At 38.4% G+C, this 21,150-nt stretch carries 22 protein-coding genes and 2 riboswitches; of the genes, 19 read left to right on the top strand and 3 right to left on the bottom strand.

Going from position 1 to position 21,150, the window contains the following annotated elements:
• The first annotated feature begins 53 nt into the window (after positions 1-53).
• From QFZ28_RS15090 to rbsK, 7 genes are all read left to right on the top strand, one after another.
• The gene (locus QFZ28_RS15090) at positions 54-1,163 is read left to right on the top strand and encodes a tubulin-like doman-containing protein (protein ID WP_307195392.1); all 1,110 of its coding nucleotides are present in this window, start codon (positions 54-56) and stop codon (positions 1,161-1,163) included.
• 238 nt (positions 1,164-1,401) lie between these two features.
• The gene (locus QFZ28_RS15085; protein WP_307195391.1) at positions 1,402-2,409 is read left to right on the top strand and encodes a LacI family DNA-binding transcriptional regulator; all 1,008 of its coding nucleotides are present in this window, start codon (positions 1,402-1,404) and stop codon (positions 2,407-2,409) included.
• Between the two features lie 96 nt (positions 2,410-2,505).
• Positions 2,506-2,982 (top strand): ribose 5-phosphate isomerase B, encoded by a 477-nt coding sequence (gene rpiB, locus QFZ28_RS15080; RefSeq protein WP_307195390.1) that lies wholly within the window; start codon positions 2,506-2,508, stop codon positions 2,980-2,982.
• A gap of 12 nt (positions 2,983-2,994) precedes the next feature.
• Positions 2,995-4,047 (top strand): TRAP transporter substrate-binding protein, encoded by a 1,053-nt coding sequence (locus QFZ28_RS15075; RefSeq protein ID WP_307195389.1) that lies wholly within the window; start codon positions 2,995-2,997, stop codon positions 4,045-4,047.
• A 26-nt stretch (positions 4,048-4,073) separates the two neighbouring features.
• Positions 4,074-4,550, top strand: a complete 477-nt coding sequence (locus tag QFZ28_RS15070) for a TRAP transporter small permease (protein WP_307195388.1) — start codon at positions 4,074-4,076, stop codon at positions 4,548-4,550.
• Between the two features lie 16 nt (positions 4,551-4,566).
• Positions 4,567-5,844, top strand: a complete 1,278-nt coding sequence (locus QFZ28_RS15065) for a TRAP transporter large permease (RefSeq protein WP_307195387.1) — start codon at positions 4,567-4,569, stop codon at positions 5,842-5,844.
• A gap of 57 nt (positions 5,845-5,901) precedes the next feature.
• Positions 5,902-6,795, top strand: coding sequence for a ribokinase (gene rbsK / locus QFZ28_RS15060; RefSeq protein WP_307195386.1), 894 nt, complete (start codon positions 5,902-5,904; stop codon positions 6,793-6,795).
• 168 nt (positions 6,796-6,963) lie between these two features.
• On the opposite strand, the gene QFZ28_RS15055 is transcribed toward rbsK, so the two are convergent.
• Positions 6,964-7,596 (bottom strand): LysE family translocator, encoded by a 633-nt coding sequence (locus QFZ28_RS15055; protein ID WP_307195385.1) that lies wholly within the window; start codon positions 7,594-7,596, stop codon positions 6,964-6,966.
• A 244-nt stretch (positions 7,597-7,840) separates the two neighbouring features.
• Between QFZ28_RS15055 and QFZ28_RS15050 the strand changes: the two genes are divergently transcribed.
• Both QFZ28_RS15050 and QFZ28_RS15045 read left to right on the top strand, forming a co-directional pair.
• Positions 7,841-8,407, top strand: a complete 567-nt coding sequence (locus tag QFZ28_RS15050; protein WP_307195384.1) for a DUF4256 domain-containing protein — start codon at positions 7,841-7,843, stop codon at positions 8,405-8,407.
• 197 nt (positions 8,408-8,604) lie between these two features.
• A complete protein-coding gene (locus QFZ28_RS15045; RefSeq protein WP_307195383.1) occupies positions 8,605-10,380 on the top strand; it encodes an acyltransferase family protein in 1,776 nt (591 codons plus the stop codon).
• Between the two features lie 62 nt (positions 10,381-10,442).
• Here the strand turns inward: QFZ28_RS15045 and QFZ28_RS15040 are convergent, their stop codons facing one another.
• Positions 10,443-10,751, bottom strand: a complete 309-nt coding sequence (locus QFZ28_RS15040) for a hypothetical protein (protein WP_307195382.1) — start codon at positions 10,749-10,751, stop codon at positions 10,443-10,445.
• Between the two features lie 441 nt (positions 10,752-11,192).
• Between QFZ28_RS15040 and sstT the strand changes: the two genes are divergently transcribed.
• Positions 11,193-12,431: a serine/threonine transporter SstT gene (sstT, locus tag QFZ28_RS15035; RefSeq protein WP_307195381.1), complete on the top strand. Its 1,239-nt coding sequence runs from the start codon at positions 11,193-11,195 to the stop codon at positions 12,429-12,431.
• A 138-nt stretch (positions 12,432-12,569) separates the two neighbouring features.
• Positions 12,570-12,767 (top strand): DUF6199 family natural product biosynthesis protein, encoded by a 198-nt coding sequence (locus tag QFZ28_RS15030; RefSeq protein WP_307195380.1) that lies wholly within the window; start codon positions 12,570-12,572, stop codon positions 12,765-12,767.
• A gap of 132 nt (positions 12,768-12,899) precedes the next feature.
• Here the strand turns inward: QFZ28_RS15030 and QFZ28_RS15025 are convergent, their stop codons facing one another.
• Complete coding sequence (locus tag QFZ28_RS15025) at positions 12,900-13,475, bottom strand: HAD-IA family hydrolase (RefSeq protein WP_307195379.1); 576 nt, start codon at positions 13,473-13,475, stop codon at positions 12,900-12,902.
• Between the two features lie 142 nt (positions 13,476-13,617).
• Positions 13,618-13,726: riboswitch (TPP riboswitch) on the top strand.
• A 384-nt stretch (positions 13,727-14,110) separates the two neighbouring features.
• Here QFZ28_RS15025 and thiM point away from each other — a divergent pair.
• From thiM to QFZ28_RS14985, 8 genes are all read left to right on the top strand, one after another.
• Positions 14,111-14,917, top strand: coding sequence for a hydroxyethylthiazole kinase (thiM, locus tag QFZ28_RS15020; RefSeq protein ID WP_307195378.1), 807 nt, complete (start codon positions 14,111-14,113; stop codon positions 14,915-14,917).
• 12 nt (positions 14,918-14,929) lie between these two features.
• Positions 14,930-15,736, top strand: a complete 807-nt coding sequence (gene thiD, locus QFZ28_RS15015) for a bifunctional hydroxymethylpyrimidine kinase/phosphomethylpyrimidine kinase (RefSeq protein WP_307195377.1) — start codon at positions 14,930-14,932, stop codon at positions 15,734-15,736.
• 9 nt (positions 15,737-15,745) lie between these two features.
• A complete protein-coding gene (gene thiE, locus QFZ28_RS15010; protein ID WP_307195376.1) occupies positions 15,746-16,405 on the top strand; it encodes a thiamine phosphate synthase in 660 nt (219 codons plus the stop codon).
• Positions 16,406-16,413: 8 nt separating this feature from the next.
• A riboswitch (TPP riboswitch) is annotated at positions 16,414-16,523 on the top strand.
• Positions 16,524-16,601: 78 nt separating this feature from the next.
• Complete coding sequence (thiW, locus tag QFZ28_RS15005; RefSeq protein ID WP_307195375.1) at positions 16,602-17,111, top strand: energy coupling factor transporter S component ThiW; 510 nt, start codon at positions 16,602-16,604, stop codon at positions 17,109-17,111.
• A 15-nt stretch (positions 17,112-17,126) separates the two neighbouring features.
• On the top strand, positions 17,127-18,212 hold the full coding sequence (locus tag QFZ28_RS15000; RefSeq protein WP_307195374.1) for a LuxE/PaaK family acyltransferase: 1,086 nt from the start codon (positions 17,127-17,129) through the stop codon (positions 18,210-18,212).
• Positions 18,209-19,657: an acyl-CoA reductase gene (locus QFZ28_RS14995; protein WP_307195373.1), complete on the top strand. Its 1,449-nt coding sequence runs from the start codon at positions 18,209-18,211 to the stop codon at positions 19,655-19,657. Before QFZ28_RS15000 ends, QFZ28_RS14995 begins: the two co-directional genes overlap by 4 nt.
• Positions 19,658-19,666: 9 nt before the next feature.
• A complete protein-coding gene (locus tag QFZ28_RS14990) occupies positions 19,667-20,410 on the top strand; it encodes an ABC transporter ATP-binding protein (RefSeq protein ID WP_307195372.1) in 744 nt (247 codons plus the stop codon).
• On the top strand, positions 20,407-21,150 hold the full coding sequence (locus QFZ28_RS14985) for an ABC transporter permease (RefSeq protein ID WP_307195371.1): 744 nt from the start codon (positions 20,407-20,409) through the stop codon (positions 21,148-21,150). Before QFZ28_RS14990 ends, QFZ28_RS14985 begins: the two co-directional genes overlap by 4 nt.

The raw sequence follows: 21,150 nt of genomic DNA, 5'->3' as shown, positions 1-21,150 counted from the left end.
TTCTTCTAAACTTTTACAACTTAGATCATTAGCTTACTAAGGAGGCGTGTTTAGTGAAATCGATTGGAATCTTAGGCGTAGGTCAAGCAGGTGGGAATATAGCGGAAATTGCATCAGCATTGAATTTCCCAACAGCTCTCATTAATACGAATCAACGTGATGGTGTTGTAAATACCCGGGTAGAAAAAAAGTTTTTTGTTCCAGGATACAATGGGGCAGGTCAAGAACGTTCTTTAGGATTACGTGCGCTTCAAGAAAACTATAAGGAGATCATTGATTTTGTTAACAATTCGTTTAAAAACATCAAACTTCTATTAGTGGCGTTTTCAACCGATGGCGGCACGGGGTCTGGGATGAGTCCGATGTTAATTGATTTGTTAATCGATCAGCTGCCTGGTATCAAGGTAGGGGCGATCGCGATTATACCTGAACGAAATGTATTAGCGGGGAATCGCATCAATACCGCTGAGTGTATCGAAGAACTTTCCAATATCGAAGGCATTTCTTCTGTCTTCCTCGTTGATAATGATCAAATGCGGAAACTGAAACCACAATCTAGTAAACACGAAATTTACCTAGCTGCTAATCTTCAAGCCATAGAGGCCATTAACCATCTTCTGAAAATCACGAAGAAGAGTTCATTCTTTGGCAATTTTGATGAAACAGATTTAATGAATATCCTTGGATCAAGAGGTGTAACAATTATCTCTTCCGCTCCGATTACGGACGCGAAAAATACATCGGAGGTTTCAAAGAAAGTGCAGGTTTCTTGGGAGAACTCGATATTCTGTCCTGTTGAGTCACAGGGGGTAATCCGGGCTGGACTCATCTATGAGGGACCAGAGAACATTTCAAAGTTAATTAATGTACCTTCCATCTTTGAAAGAGTGGGGGAACCGCTGCAATTATTTGAAGGAACTTATATCACTGAAACGGACCCTACGATTACAACCATTCTTGCTGGACTATCGTTCCCAACCCGCCGGATGCTCTCCGTGGAAGAATCGATAGAAAAGAATAAAGAGCGCCTACAGAACCTCGTGAAAAAGGAAAATACTCAAAATTACGAATCTGGAATCCGTTGGGCATCCAACTTAAAATTGATAAAACAGGAAAGAAAGCCAGTGTCTATTACTTCCAAGTTAAATAAGTATCAGAAGTAAATGAATCTCATGCTGTATTTAAAATGAATAAAGAGTAAAAGGAAACACATGTGGAAGAACCTATCCGATTTGTTTCCTTTTTTTATCTTTTAATAGACAATTATGTAATTTTTTAAAGATTAGCCGTATTAAATGCTTTCAAAAATATATTTTTGCCAATTATCAGAATATTATTGACAGTAGTAAATAATGTAATTTATACTTTAGTTAATCGATTAACTAGAAGTTGGTGAACAATTTGAAGAATCCTACATTAAAAGAAGTAGCAAGTCTGGCTCAGGTTTCCACTGCAACAGTATCAAATGTCATTAACAACACAAAACATGTAAGTGAAAATGTAAAGAAACAAGTTTTCGATGCAATGGAAGCGCTTAATTATAAACCGAACGAGATTGCCAAGAGTCTAAGGGTGAAACAATCGCGTTTAATCGGAATATTAATTTCTGATATTTCTAATGACTTCATTTCAAAAGTGGTAAAAGGCATAGAGAACACATTATCGGAAATAGGATATAATGTACTTCTCTGTAGTACTGATTCTGATTTTGAGAAGGAGAAGGAATACCTTAATGTTTTTATGGGGAAAAGGATTGATGGATTAATCATCTCTTCCTCCGGAACGGGTGATTATGAACATTATGATGATTTAATAAAAGCCAATGTACCTGTGGTATTTCTAAATCGCTGTCCAGATCATTTTCCTTCCAATATGGTCATGACCAATAACATTAAGGGTGCCTATATTGCTACTGAACATCTAATCAAACATGGTCATAAAAAAATAGGTATTATTACAGGACCGCTGCATTTTAGTACTGGACGTGACCGCTTCATAGGGTATCAAAGAGCACTTGATGATTATGGTATTCCCTTTAGAAAAGAGCTTGTATTGGAAGGTTGTTTCAATATTGAAAGCGGTTACGAACTGACTAAAAAATTAATTGAAGAAAAAATGGACCTTGAAGCCCTATTTATTTCCAATAATTCTATGTCTCTAGGGGCCTATAAGTATATTAAAGAAAAGGGTATTAAGATACCAGAGGAAATTGCCATTTATGGTTACGATGACCCTGAGTGGGCAGATATTGTTGATCCACCACTATCAGGTATTAAACAACCAGCGTATCAGCTAGGGGTATATGCGGCAAAGAAAATCGTAGATACGGTTCAAGGTAATTGTACAGAAACTAGAGGAATCAAGTATTTAGATCCAGAAATGGTTGTTAGAAAATCTTGTGGGTGCTAAAAAAATTGGTTTTTAATCGTTTAACTTAATTTTTTTATATTTTCTGTTAATCGATTAACTATATATTTTTCAATAATGAAAAGGGTGGGTTAACGGATGAAAATTGCAGTTGGAGGAGATCATGCAGGTTTTCCATTGAAGGGGTATGTAATTGAGGTATTAAATGATTTAGGTCATGAAGTAACAGACTGTGGCAGTTTTGATCCAAATCCGATTGATTTCCCGGATATTACAAAGGTTGTTTGTGAAAAGGTTCGAAGAAATGAGGTAGAAAAAGGAATTCTCGTATGTGGAACAGGAGTGGGAGCTTCAATAGCAGCTAATAAAATTCCCGGTATTCGTGCCTCTGTTTGTCATGATATCTATTCATCACACCAATGTGTAGAGCATGATGATGTAAATGTGATGTGTATAGGTGCTCAAATTATTGGTCCTGCGTTAGTGAAAGAATTACTAGATTCTTTTTTAACCGCGGAGTTCAGCACAGCTGCAGAATTTAGAAGAAGAGTTGAGAAGCTTGCAATCATGGAAAAGGAATATGCCAAAGAATTAATAGAAATTAATAAAAAATAGGGGGACGAAATCATGAATATGAAGAAGGCGCTTACTGTTTTTTCAAGTTTACTATTGACAGCTAGTTTGGCAGCGTGTGGTGGATCACAGGATACTTCAAAACAATCAAACTCAACAACTAGTAATAAAGAAGAAGTAATGAACATCAAACTTGGGCACGTTACCAATGACCAATCTGCAATACATAAAGGCTCAATCAAGTTTAAAGAATTGGTTGAGGAAAAATCGGACGGGAAAATGATCGTAGAAGTCATCCCAGGTGGACAGCTTGGAAGTGAAAAAGACCTAATTGAAAGCACACAAATTGGAACGATACAAATTACGATTCCTTCTGCAGCCGTTCTTTCAAACTTCGTCCCTAAAGCATCTGTTCTAACTTTACCTTATGTAATTAATGGGAAAGATGAACGTGAGAAATACAAAACGTTTGTAGAGCTTGCTAAAACAGCTGCTTATAAAGAAATTGGAACACAGGCAGAAACTGTAAATTTAGTAGCATTTCCCGAAGCTGTGTGGTGGGTGGGGGATCGTCATTTAACTACAGCTGAAAATCCTGTTAAGAAACCAGAAGATATGAAGGGCTTGAAGGTTAGAACACCTGATGCGAAGGCACATACTGAGCCTTTTAGAATTATGGATGCTAACGTAACTCCTATGAATATCGCTGAAGTATATATGTCTCTGAAAACTGGAACGATTGAAGCTCAAGAAAATTCGATTAATCAAATTTATACCAATAAGTTTTACGAAGTACAAAAGTATGTTAACCTTACTGGTCATATGACACAGAACGAACTACCCATTGTAAGCAAACAATGGTTTGATAGTTTAAATGATGAACAGAAGAAAATTATCACCGATGCGATGTATGAATCTGGAGAATATATGTCCGAGCTGCAGTTAACGGCTAACGAAGAAGAATTAGAGATTTTAAAAGAAAATGGAATGGAAGTTGTAGAAGTGGATATCGAAGCGTTTAAAAAAGCAACAGCCGATACGTATAAATCTTTTGAGGATCAAGTAGGAAAAGATTATTACGAAAAAATCATCGCTGCTCAAGAGTAAAAACATTCACTATTTGGAGTGATGGAATGATGAAAAATATGAAGTTTTTAATAAATATGGAGGAAATTTTTAGTTGTATCTTCTTTATCATTATGTGTATTTCTGTCGCTCTCGGAGTTTTTGCTCGATTTTTTGAAATTGCTTTAGTATGGACCGATGAATTGGCAAGGTATACATTTATTTGGTCCGTACTCCTAGGCACCGTCGTAGCCTTTAAACACAAAAAGCATATTGTCATTGATTTAGTGGGTAATTTTTTTCCTAAGACCATACGTCTAATCGTGCATATACTCATCCATGTGGCATTACTCGCCTTATTTTTCACCCTCGTCATATACGGATGGAATTTAACTCTACAAACCTGGAATGTACCAACTACCAGTTTACAGATTCCAACAGGACTTGTTTATCTGTCCGTTCCATTATCTAGCTTTCTGTTAATTATTTATACTATTAAAGAACTATATTTAACTACCATTAAAAGGGCTAGCAATCCATTATAGGAAGGAGAACAATGTTATGCTGATTATTCTTATAATTTCTTTATTGGTTCTCCTTCTAATAGGTGTTCCAGTTGGATTCTCGTTAGTCGGATCATCTTTAATCGCGATATTGGTACAAGATACCATTCCCTTACAGGCGATTCCTCAAAGACTTGCTCTCGGACTAGATTCATTTCCGATGCTAGCAATTCCACTGTTTATTTTGGCTGGCACTGTCATGGAGGCAGGCGGAATTACAAAACGCCTAATCCATTTATCAGAAGTATTAGTGGGACATATTAGAGGAAGCTTAGCTCATGTTTCCGTTGTATCTAACGTGTTTATGAGTGGGGTTTCAGGTTCAGGTGTAGCGGATGCAGCCGCAACCGGATCTGCCTTAATCCCTACTATGGTTAAAAGAGGATATGGGAAAGGGTTTGCATCCGCCATCTTAGGGGCTAGCGCAACGGTAGGTCCGATAATTCCCCCAAGTATTCCGATGATTATCTATGGCAGTCTTGCAGGTGTATCTATAGGTAAGCTGTTTTTAGGAGGAGCCATCCCTGGCTTAATGATGAGCGGTTCCTTAATGATCGTTTCCTATTTTATAGCCAAAAAAAGAGGATTCGAAAAAAGACAACGAGCCCGATTTAAAGAGATTTTGTTAGCATTTAAAGAGGCATTTTGGGCGCTTCTCATGCCAGTAATTATCGTTGGAGGTATTTTCTCAGGATTATTTACAGCTACTGAATCCGCAGTCATTGCTGTAATCTATTCATTGATAATTGGATTATTTGTATATAAAGATTTAAAGATTAGGGAGTTACCAAAGAAAATTCTAGAGACCGTTACGATGTCATCTTCAATCGGTATCATTATTGCAGCTTCTGCACCGTTTGCTTGGGTGCTAGCTTATGCGCAAGGTCCTGCAAAAGTATTGGCCATGTTCCAGAATGTTGCAAATTCTACAGTAGTAGCTATGTTATTACTGATGTTTATCTTATTAGTTTTGGGATGCTTTTTGGATGGAATGGCCATTATAATCATAACCACTCCAGTCATCATGCCTATTCTAGCTCAATTTGGAATTGATCCTTTACACTTTGGAGTTATTTTAGCGATTAATGTAATGATCGGAACAATTACACCGCCTGTAGGAACAATTATGTATGTAGCGTTAAGTATCGCGAAGTGTTCAGTAGTTGAATTTACAAAAGAAATTTGGCCGTTTTTATTAGTACTAATCGGTCTTCTGGTAATCTTTGCGTTAGTTCCTGAAATTGTCCTCTATTTACCAAATTTATTGATGAAATAAAAAAGGGACCGTATTGGTCCTTTTTCTTATCATTATGGAAAGGATAGGTGAATGAAATTGAAAAAGCCAAGAATTACTGTTTTAGGGAGTTTAAACATGGATCTTGTGACGGTCACTGAAAAAATGCCGCAACAAGGGGAGACGATTACAGGTCAAGCATTTTCAACCTTTCCTGGTGGGAAAGGAGCGAATCAAGCAGTTGCTGCAGCCAGACTGGGAGCAGAGGTTTATATGTTTGGAAAAGTTGGGAATGATCTATTTGGAAAGAAACTAAAAGAAATATTAAATCAAGAAAATGTGAATGTCGATTACGTTGATGTAGAAACTAATGAAGAAACTGGAACAGCTTCTATTATCATTTCCGATGATGATAATAGAATTATCGTGGTACCTGGAGCAAATAAAGAAGTGACACCAGAATGGGTGAGCTCTTATGAAGAACAAATTAGAAAAAGTGATACATTGCTACTGCAATTAGAAATTCCATTGGAATCGGTTATAAAAGCAGCACAAATTGCAAAGAAGCATAAGATTCCAGTTATTTTAAATCCAGCCCCGTATCAAAAATTACCCAATGATCTTTTAATGGATATTACATATCTGACACCAAATGAACATGAGTATAAAAAACTATTAGAGGAAGCAACAAAAGAGGAGTTTGATATCATTCGGGCAAAAAGTATTATTACAAAAGGTGTAGAGGGGGTTGAATTTCACCTAATTAACGAAAAAATACTAGTAAATGCTCTAAAAGTAGATGTGGTTGATACAACCGGTGCTGGTGACACTTTTAATGGGGCTCTTGCAGTTGAACTGAGTAAAAACCAAGATATAAAAGATGCAGTTTTGTTTGCAGCCATTGCAGGGTCCTTATCAGTAACCAAATTGGGAGCTCAATCTGGTATGCCATCGTTAAATGATGTAAAAAAAATTTATGAATTACAAAAATAGTAGAAGATTACAGTCAGGCTAACGGTTTTTTTAGGTAAATTTTTGATTTTTTAATATTCTGAAAAATGGTAAATGGTACCTATTACATAATTACTCCCAAACTAGAGTAAAAAATTAGACCCTTGACTTAGATAAGTCAAGGGTCTACCTTATAGAACGAATAAACATCTAATTAGGGGATTTTTCTAGTGCTAGTTTTATACCAAAGCCTATCAGTATCGTACCTGTCATTCCTTCAATTATATTTTGTGCTTTTGGTTTTTTCATAAAAGCACTAACCTGATTGATTAAATACACATAAAGTAGAAACCATATTGCAGTCAATACAGTATACGTGATACCCATTACAAGAAACGGTATAAAGGTATTACTTCCAGTGTCAACGAATTGAGGCAAAAAGGTTAAGAAAAAGACAGCAACTTTGGGATTTAGGATATTTGTAAGGAATCCTTGTTTAAAACAAGATTTGTTTGTAAACTTGCTTTTTGTGTCCATCTCAACGCTTGCTGCTTCTTCCTTTTTCCTCAAAGACCATAATGTTTTAATCCCCAGATAAATTAAGTAAACAGCACCAACGTATTTGAAGACAGAAAATAATACAGCAGATTTCACAATAATGGCTGAAAGTCCTAACACAGCTGCCGAAGTATGAATCAGAAGGGCACAACAAGTACCTAAAGCTGTTTTAAGACCCCCGCTTCTCCCAACAGTGACAGTATTTTTGGTAGCAATTGCAGTATCGGGACCAGGTAAAATGATTAGAAGAATACACATAAGGACAAACAGATAAAAGTTTTCCATTTTACAATCACCTTTCTGAATATAATAAGTTCCAAATATAAATTTCTTAAATTGTATTATATATAACTTTTAGAATTAAATGAATATAAATATAAATTGATTGATTTCTAGTTAAACTGTGGGGCAATTGTAGTAAAGGGAGTGTTAATCTATAATTAAAATTAACGTTGTTATATGGATTAATTTAACTAATAAAAAGTTTATACTTACAACAATTTAGAGTAAAAACGAGGAGGAAACCAATATGACAAAGGAAAATAAGGAGTTGTCACTAGAACAACGTGAAGAACTACTCAGCACGTTGAAAGCCCGTTTTGAGAAAAATACGAACCGGCATGAAGGTCTTGAATGGTCTAAAGTACAAGATAGACTTGAAACGAATCCTGAAAAACTGTGGTCGCTCCATAAAATGGAAGGTACTGGCGGTGAACCGGATGTGGTAGGCTTTGATAACGAGACGGGTGAATACATATTTTATGATTGTTCTGCAGAAAGTCCTAAAGGAAGGAGAAGTGTTTGTTTCGACCGTGAGGCACTCGACTCTAGGAAAAATCATAAACCAGAAAATAGTGTGATGGATATGGCAGCTGAAATAGGCATTGAACTTTTAACGGAAGAACAATACCGGGAGCTGCAGAAACTTGGAAAATTCGATCTGAAAACGTCGAGCTGGGTGAAAACACCAGCTGATATTAGAAAACTAGGTGGAGCTCTCTTTTGTGATCGTCGGTACGAAACGGTCTTTGTATACCACAATGGAGCAGAATCCTACTATGCTGCAAGGGGTTTTCGCGGTTCACTAAGGGTCTAAATATTGCCTAGATTTATCCTCACTCCGAACTGTTTGCACAACGAATAGAACTTGTACATGTAAGAAAAATGTTAAAACAGGAACAAACATAGTTTAGGGAATGATTAACCCATCGTAATCATAAAAAACATTAGGGGCGTAATTAAAACCTCTAATGTTTTTTTGTCCTTTCATGATAAAAGGGAGGAGAGGATGGAATGAGAGTCCCAAGCAACGATAAACGTAGATATATGCCAGGAATGGATGGTCTTAGAGCTATAGCCGTCATTGGGGTTATTCTTTACCATCTGAATATCCCTTGGTTTCAGGGTGGATTTTCAGGTGTAACGGTTTTCTTTGTTTTGTCTGGCTACTTGATTACAGACATACTTATTGATGAATGGAACAAAAACAATAAAATTGATTATTTTCGCTTCATGATTCGGCGTTTTCGCAGACTGGCTCCTGCATTATTGAGTATGATTTTTATCGTGACCTTAATGGTGATTTTCACGAATCATCCTTCGTTTGAAAAATTACGTTCCGATTTTTTTCCATCACTTCTGTATGTTACAAATTGGTGGTATATTTTTCGTGAAGTTTCCTATTTTGATAGCTTTGGTCCAGCTTCACCTCTAACCCATATATGGTCACTGGGTATTGAGGAACAATTTTATCTTATATGGCCGCTGCTGGTGATTCTTGTTTTTACTTTTATAAAAAGAAAGAAGATTCGAGTTTTCGCTATCATGGCTGGAGTCGTCACTTCTGCTTGGTTAATGGCATTCCTCTATATACCGGGAGAAGATCCATCACGCGTGTACTATGGAACGGATACAAGAGCTTTTTCACTACTGCTAGGATCAGCGCTAGCCTTCATTTGGCCAAGTCAACGATTATCTAAGACTTTACCAAGGCATGCAAGTTGGGTTCTAGAAGTTGTGGGAATTACGGGATTAATGCTCCTAATCATAATGTTTATGGTTACATCTGAATTCGATACTTTTCACTATCAGGGGGGAATGCTTTTATTATCCGTTATTACCACTGTAGTGGTAGCAGCTTTGGCTCATCCTGCTAGTAAGGTGGGAAGATGGTTAAGTGTCAAGCCATTACGTTGGATCGGGGTTCGTTCCTATGGGATTTATTTGTGGCATTATCCGATTATTATCCTTACCACCCCGATTATAAACACAGATGGAATAAACATTTGGAGAATGGCCTTACAAATAGTTGCTACTTTAATTCTTTCTGCTTTGTCCTATCATTTTGTAGAAACTCCGATTAGAACAGGGCGGATTACATTAACGTTAACAGCGTTTAAAAAACTCAACATTTTTCAACAAAGGATTGTGTTAGGAAGCGGTGTTGTATTTATTGCATTCGTAATCGGAATTGGCGTTGTATTTGCGGGAAAAACAACTGTTACGGTTCCGACTAATACGCCTTTAACAGTAGATTCATTCAATGATATAGATTTGAAGAATAATCCAACTCTGGAACCTGTTCCTGAACCAGCCCTAAATGTAAAGAGTGTTACGGTTATAGGTGATTCCATTCTCCATGATGTGGCACCATTCTTTAAAAACCAATACCCAGAGGCGGTGATCGATTACCGAGTCGGCCGGCAAATGGCTGAGATTCCAGAAGTGTTGAAACAATTAGAAGCCAATGGTCAATTAGGGGATTACGTTGTCATACAACTAGGTACAAATGGACCATTTGTTAAGAAAGACTTAATGGATGTCATAGGAAGTCTTGGAAACAAAAAAGTGTTTCTTGTAAACTGTCGCGTACCACGTGCTTGGGAAAGTACCGTGAATACTACGTTAGAAGAAATCGTTGACAGTCAATCCAATACAGTACTCATAGATTGGTATCTTGCAAGTGCAGGTCATCCTGAGTTCTTTGCAAACGATGGTGTTCATTTAACAAAAGCAGGAGGAGAAACATACGCTAAGCTTTTGGTGGAACAAATTGAAGGATCACCATAGCCGCGGTTTATATTCCAAAAGAGAACCTCTCTGATACAAGAGAGGTTCGATCTTTTTTATAATTATTTCTTTTCGACTTTTATAAGCCCTTTACCAATATTATCTTTTTCAAAGTAGCAAACGACTTGATCATTGACTTGTATATTGTCATCCATGTCAACACTATCGGCAGAAAAAACAATCTTTGTTCCATCCTCACTAAGTCCGTAGTATTGATCCTCTACAATTTTAGTAATTTTATATTCCACTGTTGTATAGTTAGAGGATTCATTGTTTTGCTTGGTAGCCGGTATAGTAGTTTGTGATTTTATGATAACTAACACGAATAATATCGATATGAGTACGCCAAGGATGATTATTTTTTTAACCATAACACTAACCTCCTTTTAGTATTTTAAAAAAGATGTAAGCAGAAAGTAAATCCTACTATCTTCCTTTATTTATACAATAATAACAAATTACTATCAAAGAAATAGAAAAATCGTATAGTGGCTTTTCATTATAATCATTTAGATTGTGTTAAAATTTGATGTTAAAAACGAACGTTATCAATTTTTTGTTATAAGTTAGTAGTTAAAATACGAACGATAATAATTACCAAAGACATATCGTTCATTTCTTATTGATTAAGGAATATGATGTTGTTATACTAATCTTAAAGATATGTTATTGTAATATATCTAAAAATTCATTATAATTCTATTTGTTAGAATTTAATGAAAAGGGGTAACGAATTAGAGATAGAAAGAAACACAACTAAGTATTTCTTTGTCTGGTGAAAACGGATGAATACAAGTGGGAGGGGTACATCTATGAAAAATTTATTGAAAAAGTGGAATCAAATCAGTCTGGTAAAGCAAATCTCTATTGGTTTACTAATTGGTATTATCCTGGCTGTTGCAATTCCTGAAGTAGCAAAACCAGTTGTCATTTTAGGATCGTTATTTGTCGGAGCATTAAAAGCTATTGCACCAGTATTGGTACTTTTCCTGGTTATGTCTGCCATTGCGCAGCACAAGAGCGGCCAGCAAACAAATATGAAATCGATTATTTCCCTCTATCTTTTAGGGACATTTCTTGCTGGATTAATTGCCGTTATTGTTAGCTTTATTTTCCCAGTAAATATTACTCTTACAAAAGGCGCAGAGGAGTTGGCAGCTCCAGGTGGTGTTGTAGAGGTTCTGAAAACATTACTGCTGAATGTTGTTGATAACCCGGTCAATGCGATTGCAAATGCAAATTATATTGGTATTTTAGCTTGGGCGATTGTCCTTGGGTTGGCTTTACGAAATGCCCCTGATACGACAAAAACGTTGATTACTAATTTCTCAGACGCAATATCGAAAATGGTTACATGGGTAATCAAGTTAGCACCATTAGGAATCATGGGTCTCGTAATTGAATCGATTACAACAAATGGACTTGAATCACTATTAAGCTATGGAAAATTACTTATCATCCTGATTGGATGTATGCTTTTTGTGGCATTTGTTGTCAATCCACTCATTGTATTCGTCAACGTACGTCAGAACCCTTATCCACTTGTTTTCAAGTGTATCAAAGAAAGTGGTATTACCGCATTCTTTACACGCAGCTCTGCTGCCAACATTCCGGTTAATATGAAATTATGTGAAAAACTAGATTTAGATAAAGACACTTATTCTGTATCGATTCCATTAGGTGCAACCGTCAATATGGCTGGTGCAGCGGTTACGATTTCAGTGTTAACCCTTGCAGCCGTTCATACACTTGGCATTCAAGTGGACATCCCTACAGCGATTCTCCTCAGCGTCGTTGCTGCTATTTGTGCGTGTGGTGCATCTGGTGTCGCTGGTGGTTCATTATTATTGATTCCTCTAGCTTGTAGCTTATTCGGAATTCCTAATGATGTAGCAATGCAAGTAGTTGGTGTAGGATTTGTTATCGGTGTATTACAAGACTCTTTTGAAACGGCACTTAACTCTTCAACAGATGTTCTTTTCACAGCAACAGCTGATTATAAGAAGAAGATAAAAGAAGGTAAAAAAGTCGATATCAAAAAAGTAGCATAACATGCAGATAAATCCCTTTTGTGTAGACAGGCAGGACCTGTAGGACATAAGGGATTTTTTTTATTTAGGGGATGTGCCAAAATTGCACGTTTAACGTATGTTTTAGTAAGAGGAGCGTACGTAGGAGGTGTTTTTATAATGTTAGCACTTGGAGTATTTTTTATCATTATAGGCGTTTTGTTTATCATAAACCCTTCATTCATTTGGCTGATAACGGAGAGCAGGAAATCTGATGATGATACAGAACCATCTAGAATATACATTTGGAATACGCGTTTTGGCGGTATGATCTTATTGATTGTAGGGATTGGGTCGGTGATCGTATCATTCCTTTAACAAAGTTGTCACTATTCTCTGGCCACAACTTAACCACACAGAAGTATAATAAAAGTATAAGATATAGGTTTTTTATGATTGTGAAATAACAGGATGAAAAAAGCTTGTAGAAAATGTCCAATTGGACAAATTCTACAAGCTTTTATTTTTGAAAACGACAGGAATAAATTCAGCATAGCTATCTAGATGAAAATCAGCTTCGATGTTGCGATTTTGAAAAGCAACCGTTTTAATTCCTAATTGTCTAGCAGGAAGTAAATCCAATTCCCGGTCACCTACCACCAAATCGATATCGTATTTTTTTAAAACAAATTGATAAGAAGAGGGATGAGGTTTTCTTTTGAATCCTTGTTCTTCCACCGAAACAATCTCTTTAAAGTATTTTGTTAATCCATATTTTTCAAGCAGATTGTATGCAGATTCTTTATCACGGTGAGTCACAATAATATTGTTTTCAACGGCTGCTAACACTTCTTCTAAATGTTCAAACGGCTTGCTTTCTTTTGAATATTTTATATCAAGTTGTTTATACTCAGCACGTCGATCTTCATCGATCCCAAAATGTTTAAATGCGGTTTTTGAATCGACTTTCAGCCACCGTAATACTTCATTGCGTTCAAGGTCACGCTGACTTAACGTAACAAAACCTTCGACCAGTGCTGGATATGTATCAAAGAGTGTTCCATCAAAATCCCATAGTATGTTCATCTTTTATTTCCTCATTTCTTACTTTTTGTAAAATAACACTCAAAAATATTACCTTATCATTATCTTTTGCATAACACCAGTAATCAAAAAAACTTTACATATCGAAAATTGTAGACTATTATAGAAAATAATTATATAAGAAGTTACCTACTAGGGGTGCCCCAATACGGGCTGAGAGAAAAACGTACGTTTTTTAACCCTTTGGACCTGATCTGGATGATACCAGCGTAGGAAAGTAGCTAAGTGAAATTACCTTTTTCTCTAACTATTAAGCCAGGTCCTATTATGATGGATCTGGTTTTTTTATGTTTGGCTCTTTTAAAACTGAATTTTGATTTCGCTGTGTTTGGAAAATAAGCGGAGAATTTCCGTTTAAATTGGGAAATACCCATATTTCCTTAAAAATAAGCGGATTTTTTCCGCTTATTGTATCCAAATCCTTGGATTTTGTATTATTTAAAGCAGTTAACCGGAATATCTCCGCTTATATCTGCTTCTTAAGCTTCCTCTATATACAATAGCCGGAAATTTTCCGCCTATGAATTCTTAACCCTATACGGAAATTAACAATGAATAATAACAGAGCCTTATGTTTAAAAGAGTAAGGTTTATTTAAAAAAGATAGGGGTGCAGTGATGAATCATCACGATGTAAGTTCTATTTTACAAAGAGTAAGAGATGAAAACCCGCTCGTACACAATATTACCAATGTAGTGGTCACCAATTTTACCGCGAATGGCCTTTTAGCAGTTGGGGCGTCGCCTGTGATGGCTTATGCTCCGGAAGAAGTGGCAGATATGGTGAGAATTTCACGTGCGCTTGTGTTGAATATCGGGACATTAAACAAGGACGTGGTGAGCTCGATGGTTTTAGCTGGAAAAACAGCAAATGAGCTGGGAATTCCTGTAATATTCGATCCCGTTGGTGCAGGAGCTACGCCGTTCCGCACAGAAATGGCACAAAAAATAATCGAAGAAGTAAACGTATCTGTTATTCGCGGAAATGCTGCAGAAGTCGCCAATGTTCTAGGTGAAAAGTGGGAAATAAAGGGCGTCGATGGTGGTACACATCAAGGAAGCAATATCGAATTGGCTGTAACCGCGGCGCAAAAGTTGAATACCACTGTTGTGATTACCGGGAAAGATGATGTGCTGACAGATGGGACGACGACGTATTTGGTTTCCAATGGCCACCCGCTGTTAACAAAAGTGACAGGAACAGGATGTCTGTTAACATCTGTCATCGGAGCCTTTGCAGGAGTTGAAAAGAACCTTCTGCTTGCTGGATTGTCAGCGTTAAGCTTTTATGGAATTGCAGCGGAGAAAGCATTCGAAAAGGCGGGTCATTTGGGACCTGGCAGTTTTCAAATTGAATTCTTAAATCAATTATCCCTCGTTACTTCTGAGGATATTGAACAATTATCGTCATACAAACAGGTATAAGGAGTGGACATCATGAAAAAAGCATTAACGATTGCAGGCTCCGATAGCGGCGGCGGCGCTGGAATTCAGGCAGATTTAAAGACTTTTCAAGAGTTAGATGTTTTCGGGATGTCGGCACTGACAGCCGTTACTGCCCAAAATACTCTGGGGGTTCAAGCCGTCTATCCGATGACAGCTGAAGCCGTCAGCAAGCAAATTGATTCGATTGGCGAAGATATGGGTACAGACGCCGTTAAAACAGGAATGCTGTTTAATGCAGAAATTATCAAAGCGGTTTCTGAAAAAATAGAACACTACAACTGGCAAAATGTCGTGGTTGATCCCGTGATGATTGCAAAGGGCGGGGCGTCGCTCCTCCAACTTGAGGCTATTACCTCATTGAAAAAGTATTTGTTACCGCTGGCGACGGTGGTTACACCAAATATTCCTGAGGCGGAAGTTTTAACAGGAATCTCAATCCGAACAGATGAGGATAAAGAGGAAGCCGCTAAATATCTTTATAACTTAGGAGTTAAACATGTGGTCATAAAAGGCGGACATGATGAAGACCGTGATGTGTCGGTCGATCTTTTATATGATGGGAACGAATTTAAGACCTTTACGAGTAAAAGAGTTCCGACAAAGAATACTCACGGAACAGGATGTACGTTTTCAGCCGCTGTAACAGCAGAACTAGCGAAAGGGGTAAGTGTTTATGAAGCTGTATCAAAAGCAAAGCATTTTATCCAGGCGGCGATTGAAGATCAACTGCTAATTGGTCAAGGTCATGGACCAACAAATCACTGGGCATATCGAAAAAGAATGGTGGCGATGAGGTAGGTGACCAGCATGAATATTCGCAATTGTGATTCAATAAAAGTGGCATTGAAAGTTTACTTTATCATGGGCAGTCCCAACTGTAATGATAATCCAGCTTCCGTTTTACAAGCTGCTATTGAAGGAGGAATTACCCTTTTTCAGTTCCGCGAAAAAGGTACCGGAGCTTTAACAGGGAATGCAAAAGTTGAACTGGCCAAACAACTTCAGCAATTATGCAGACAGCACCAGATACCTTTTATTGTTAATGACGATATCAATTTGGCTATTGCACTTAACGCGGACGGTGTTCATATCGGACAGGAAGATGAGCCGGCAGATGAAGTCAGAAAGAAGATTGGCCACGATAAAATCATTGGAGTATCTGTACATAGTTACGATGAGGCAATGAGCGCATTAGAGGGTGGAGCCGATTATTTCGGTATCGGACCCGTTTTTCCAACGAAAACAAAAGAAGATGCCAAGCCTTCAAACGGAACGAAATTGATTGAGGAATTGCGTGACAGAGGAATAAGTATTCCAATTGTCGGAATTGGCGGAATCACAGCAGATAATGCAGGATCTGTTATCAAAGCCGGAGCAGATGGCGTATCGGTCATTACCGCGATTAGCCATGCACCTTCTGTTACAGAAGCGGCAAAAAACTTAAGAAAAAGTGTTTTTGAAGGATAAAAATTTCATACTTGCACTGGGGGAGCCGAAACTGGCTGAGATTAGACGACGATCTTCGTCTTAAACCCCTGAACCTGATCTGGGTAGTACCAGCGTAGGGAAGTGAACGATACGATACATTGGTTTTGAACCATAATGATATGGTATAAACCGGTAGTCCCCCAGTGCTTATTAAAAAATTGGAGGGATTTTTTTTATGAGAAAAACGCACAAACTCACATTGACAGCGATGATGATCGCGATTGGTACACTCTCGAGTAATTTATTGTTTATTCCGGTTGGTTTCACCAAGGTGTTTCCGATTCAGCATTTCTTGAATGTTTTGTCTGCTGTCCTGCTAGGACCGGTTTATGCCGTTGCACAGGCACTATGTGTCTCAATTTTACGAAATATCATGGGGACTGGTTCGGTCTTTGCGTTTCCAGGAAGTATGGTTGGTGCGTTGTTGGCAGGGCTCCTCTTTATGAAAACCAGAAAGATTTATATGGCTTTTTTCGGTGAGGTAATTGGAACTGGTATTCTTGGTGCGATTCTTTGCTACCCAATCGCCACTCTATTAATGGGTCAAGAAGCAGCAGTGTTTGGATTTATACCGTTATTTATTTTTAGCTCGATCGCAGGTGCACTTATTGGCGCCATCATCCTTTCTGTCTTTTTAAAGAAGAAAGTAGCTGTATTTACTCATAATGGAACGACATTGAAATAGAAAGGAACTACCTTCATGGAACAGCAGAATATCATAAACGAATTACTTACGATTCTTCAATCTGATTCGCTATCAGACGATGAATTTAATCAAAATGCCTTACAACTATTCGCATATCAGTACACAAATAACCTTCCATTTCGGAAGTACTGTCAGCAAAAAGGCAAAACCATTCGGACGGTGAAATCATGGAAGGACATTCCAGCGGTGCCGATTAATGCATTTAAAGAAGTGGCCCTAACCTGTACGCCGCCAGAAGAAGCGGAAAGGTATTTTATGACAAGCGGTACTACAAAAGGTGTGAAAGGGAAGCACTACCATCCGACCTTACAAGTATGGAATCTATCGATGAAAACCTATTTCAAACAGCGCTTTATGAAAGGTGACGGAAAAATTCGCATGGGTATACTGTTTCCAACGGAGGAAGAAATGCCAAATTCCTCATTAGCTCGCTATTTAGCGCTTGCGAAACAGGAGTTTGGTACAGAGGAAAGTCACTATCTTCTAGGGGAAAATGGGATTGATCTTGAGAGGCTGATTCAAGAATTGGAGCAGGCAGAACAGTCCGGTGAGCCTTATGCATTGTTAGGTGCCTCTTTCAGTTTTGTTCATTTGTTTGAAGAACTAACAAAAATCGGCCGCAGCTTTCAATTGCCGCCTCGAAGTAAGATTTTAGATACAGGTGGATTTAAAAATCAGTCAAAAGAATGGGAACTGGATGATTTTTATCAGGAGTTATCGAGAGTACTAGGAGTTCCAAGGAAAGATTGTATCAATATGTACGGCATGACGGAGTTAAGTTCACAGCTCTATGACTCTGGAAATGAACAGGTTCCATCTGTTAAGTCAGGACCTCATTGGCTGAAAACGAGAATTATACATCCGTTTACAGGTGAGGAAGTGGCTGAAGGGGAACGCGGGGTTATTGTCCATTGTGATCTGGCAAACTTTAATTCTGTCACTACTATTTTGACCGAAGACTTAGGCATGAAGGTCGGTGAGGGGTTCCTTCTCCTAGGCAGGGTCCAAGGAACAGAGGCAAAGGGCTGTTCAATAGCCGTGGAGGAATTTATTCAGGCAGCTACGGGGCCAACAGCATGAGAGAAAGAGTTGGCTACCTTCCCGATATCGGGGACGAAATCATAGAAACCAAGATCCTTACCTTTACCAGAAAGGGTAAAGAGCTGGAGGTAGAAGCGCCTCTTCTAACGATGGAGCAAATGCAACTGGTGACAGAGAAGATTAAAACAGCAAGTGCAGAAGTATTAAAAAACATGAGTATCACCGAAATTATTTCAATCATTGACACTGCGATAGAAGTTCTGCTCGACCGTAATTCAACCTACCGGAAAAAGGCAGAAAAACTGCTGCCAATTGTTACTGGATACGATGAAGAAATGATTCGTCTGGGACTGACTGCCTTTTTAAAAAAGTTCCGCAAACATGAACTGCAGCGCTTTGTGGTTGAGGACTTAGGAAATCCCTTGCTGCTCGATGATTTTCAGCCCCGTGTAAAAAAAGGATATTCAAAAGCTGTGGGGCCTGAATTGATTCTTCATGTATGGGCAGGAAATGTACCGGCACTCCCGTTATGGAGTCTCATTTCAGGGTTATTAGTGAAGGCTGGCAATATTGGTAAGGTATCCAGTGCCGAGCCGTTGTTTGCGGGCTGGTTTGCACAGGTTTTAGTCGAGGTGGCTCCTCAATTAAAAGATTGCCTAGCCGTTGTATGGTGGAAGGGCGGAGATGAGGCGCGAGAACAGGCGATTTTTAAATATCCTGACGTGGTGGTCGGCTATGGTAGTAATCAGTCGCTAGAATCCATGAGTCATAGAATTCCAGTCACCACCAGGTTCCTTCCATTCGGTCATAAAGTCAGTTTCGGGGCGATTAGCAATTCGGCTCTAGACTCACGGAAAGCATTGACCACAGCACATCATGCGGCATTTGATATAATCCAATTTGATCAACAGGGTTGTTACTCTCCTCATATTTTCTATGTTCAAAATGGGGGAAATGTATCACCCGCTGAGTTTGCCCAGTATCTTGCACAAGAGTTGGAAAGTTATCAAAAACGATTCCCTAGGCGCACACTTTCATTGGAAGAAATGACTGCGAGCATCCACTGGCGTAACCAAGAAGAAGTTTCTTCTTTTTCAAACCCTGCGAAAATAGTATTTGGGCAAACTGACAATCATTGGAATGTTGTTTATGAAGAAGGTACGGCGTTCTCCCCAACTTGTTCCAATCGTGCGGTGAAAGTGATTGCTTTTGACGAAATAGAAGACATTTTGCCAAGTATTGAACCCTATCGCAAATTCTTACAGAGTGCTGGTATTGCCGCCGCTCCGGAGGAACTGTTTCAATGGGCTGAAAAATTGGGGAATGTCGGTGTAACACGAATTACTGCTCTAGGTAAGATGACTTCACCTGAATCAGGCTGGCATCATGATGGCCGGTTTAATTTAATAGATTTGGTTCAAATGGTTGATATTGAGCATTCAGCGGAAGAGTATGCAGAATATTTTGCAGCTTATATCGATTAGGAGGCAGAAATGGCTTTTTTGAGTTTACAAGATGTTTGTTACAGCTATGCAGAAAATAACCTGATTGTCGACACCGTAAGTTTCGATGTTGAAAAAGGAAAGTTTCACAGTTTACTTGGTAAAAGTGGCTGTGGAAAAACCACGTTATTAAAGCTGGCGGCAGGATTATTAACCCCAAATGAGGGTTGTATTCTGTTACAAGGTGAAAGGATAAAACCTTCAGACAAGATTGGCTTTGTATTTCAGGCACCAACCCTCTTGGAATGGAAAACCGTAATCGATAATGTTCTTTTACCCGTATCTCTTAAACGTAAAGTAACAAAAGAACATGTAGAAAAAGCAGAATCCCTATTAGATTTAATGGGGCTATCCCATTTAAAAATGCAATACCCAACTCGTTTATCTGGTGGGCAGCAAAGTCGTGTATCGATTGCAAGAGCGCTCATTGGTTCGCCGACAATGCTTTATATGGATGAGCCTTTTTCAGCACTTGATGCTATCACACGAGAGGAGCTTCAAGATGATCTTCTCCGGCTTTGCAATCTCCATCGAATGACCGTGCTATTTGTTACTCATGATATCTCAGAAGCAGTCTATTTATCAGACAGGATTGCCGTTATGGATAAAGGGAGAATCATCAATGATTTCTCTGTAGATTTACAATATCGACATACACCAGATAGTCGATATTCCGGGCAGTTCAGTCAGCTTTGCCTGGAAATCCGGACTGCCATTAGTGGAGGACAAAGATGAAAAAAATATCAATATATTCCTGGTTATTATTCATCTTGATTCTATTGTGTTGGGAAATGCTGGCTAAGCAAATGTCCGAACTAGTCCTTCCAGCACCGTCTGTTGTCGTGACCACACTTTTAGAAGGATTAAGGAGCGGTTATTATACTCCACATATTCTCCGAACAAGTTTAGAGATTGTCCTTGGACTTTTTATAGGTAGTTTGTTAGGCATCTTTACTGGCATCTGGATGGGGGAAGTCGAGTTTATCCGAAAGCTATTATTTCCTTATGTGATAGCAAGTCAAGCTGTACCCAAACTGGCACTGGCACCATTATTTATTCTCTGGTTTGGTTTTGGAATGACGTCTAAGGTGGTAATTACAGCATTAATTTGCTTTTTCCCGTTAATGGAAAACACTGTTACCGCCATTCAATATACCGATCCTAAAAAATTAGAGCTGTTTCGGGTTTTAGGGGCCAGCCGATGGCAAACATTGTTTAAATTAAAAATACCTGCCGGGCTGCCTAGTATCATGGCTGGTTTTCGGGTTGCTGTTGTTCTCGCTGTTGTCGGTGCCGTAGTGGGTGAATTTATTGGCGGCAGTGAGGGATTAGGTGCTTTGATTATTGCCTCTCAAGGGATGATGGACACACCGCTCATGTTTTCGGTGCTTATTTTAATTACCATCCTTGGAACTTTTCTCTATCAACTTATTTATTTTATTGAACGTCGCTTATTTCAATATAAAAACCATTGA

Origin of the sequence: Neobacillus niacini (assembly GCF_030817695.1) — a bacterium.
Taxonomy (GTDB): domain Bacteria; phylum Bacillota; class Bacilli; order Bacillales; family Cytobacillaceae; genus Neobacillus; species Neobacillus niacini_F.
The sequence above is the reverse complement of the archived record's forward strand: the minus strand, read 5'-3'. Positions and strand labels throughout refer to the sequence as shown.

What these genes read in the sequence shown, in the direction of transcription:
- rpiB (WP_307195390.1), top strand. Translation starts at nt 2,506, where the DNA reads ATGAAAATTGCAGTTGGAGGAGATCATGCAGGTTTTCCATTGAAGGGG.
- QFZ28_RS15075 (WP_307195389.1), top strand. Translation starts at nt 2,995, where the DNA reads ATGAATATGAAGAAGGCGCTTACTGTTTTTTCAAGTTTACTATTGACA.
- QFZ28_RS15070 (WP_307195388.1), top strand. Translation starts at nt 4,074, where the DNA reads ATGATGAAAAATATGAAGTTTTTAATAAATATGGAGGAAATTTTTAGT.
- QFZ28_RS15065 (WP_307195387.1), top strand. Translation starts at nt 4,567, where the DNA reads ATGCTGATTATTCTTATAATTTCTTTATTGGTTCTCCTTCTAATAGGT.
- QFZ28_RS15055 (WP_307195385.1), bottom strand. Translation starts at nt 7,596, where the DNA reads ATGGAAAACTTTTATCTGTTTGTCCTTATGTGTATTCTTCTAATCATT.
- QFZ28_RS15050 (WP_307195384.1), top strand. Translation starts at nt 7,841, where the DNA reads ATGACAAAGGAAAATAAGGAGTTGTCACTAGAACAACGTGAAGAACTA.
- QFZ28_RS15045 (WP_307195383.1), top strand. Translation starts at nt 8,605, where the DNA reads ATGAGAGTCCCAAGCAACGATAAACGTAGATATATGCCAGGAATGGAT.
- QFZ28_RS15040 (WP_307195382.1), bottom strand. Translation starts at nt 10,751, where the DNA reads ATGGTTAAAAAAATAATCATCCTTGGCGTACTCATATCGATATTATTC.
- sstT (WP_307195381.1), top strand. Translation starts at nt 11,193, where the DNA reads ATGAAAAATTTATTGAAAAAGTGGAATCAAATCAGTCTGGTAAAGCAA.
- QFZ28_RS15030 (WP_307195380.1), top strand. Translation starts at nt 12,570, where the DNA reads ATGTTAGCACTTGGAGTATTTTTTATCATTATAGGCGTTTTGTTTATC.
- QFZ28_RS15025 (WP_307195379.1), bottom strand. Translation starts at nt 13,475, where the DNA reads ATGAACATACTATGGGATTTTGATGGAACACTCTTTGATACATATCCA.
- thiM (WP_307195378.1), top strand. Translation starts at nt 14,111, where the DNA reads ATGAATCATCACGATGTAAGTTCTATTTTACAAAGAGTAAGAGATGAA.
- thiD (WP_307195377.1), top strand. Translation starts at nt 14,930, where the DNA reads ATGAAAAAAGCATTAACGATTGCAGGCTCCGATAGCGGCGGCGGCGCT.
- thiE (WP_307195376.1), top strand. Translation starts at nt 15,746, where the DNA reads ATGAATATTCGCAATTGTGATTCAATAAAAGTGGCATTGAAAGTTTAC.
- thiW (WP_307195375.1), top strand. Translation starts at nt 16,602, where the DNA reads ATGAGAAAAACGCACAAACTCACATTGACAGCGATGATGATCGCGATT.
- QFZ28_RS15000 (WP_307195374.1), top strand. Translation starts at nt 17,127, where the DNA reads ATGGAACAGCAGAATATCATAAACGAATTACTTACGATTCTTCAATCT.
- QFZ28_RS14995 (WP_307195373.1), top strand. Translation starts at nt 18,209, where the DNA reads ATGAGAGAAAGAGTTGGCTACCTTCCCGATATCGGGGACGAAATCATA.
- QFZ28_RS14990 (WP_307195372.1), top strand. Translation starts at nt 19,667, where the DNA reads ATGGCTTTTTTGAGTTTACAAGATGTTTGTTACAGCTATGCAGAAAAT.
- QFZ28_RS14985 (WP_307195371.1), top strand. Translation starts at nt 20,407, where the DNA reads ATGAAAAAAATATCAATATATTCCTGGTTATTATTCATCTTGATTCTA.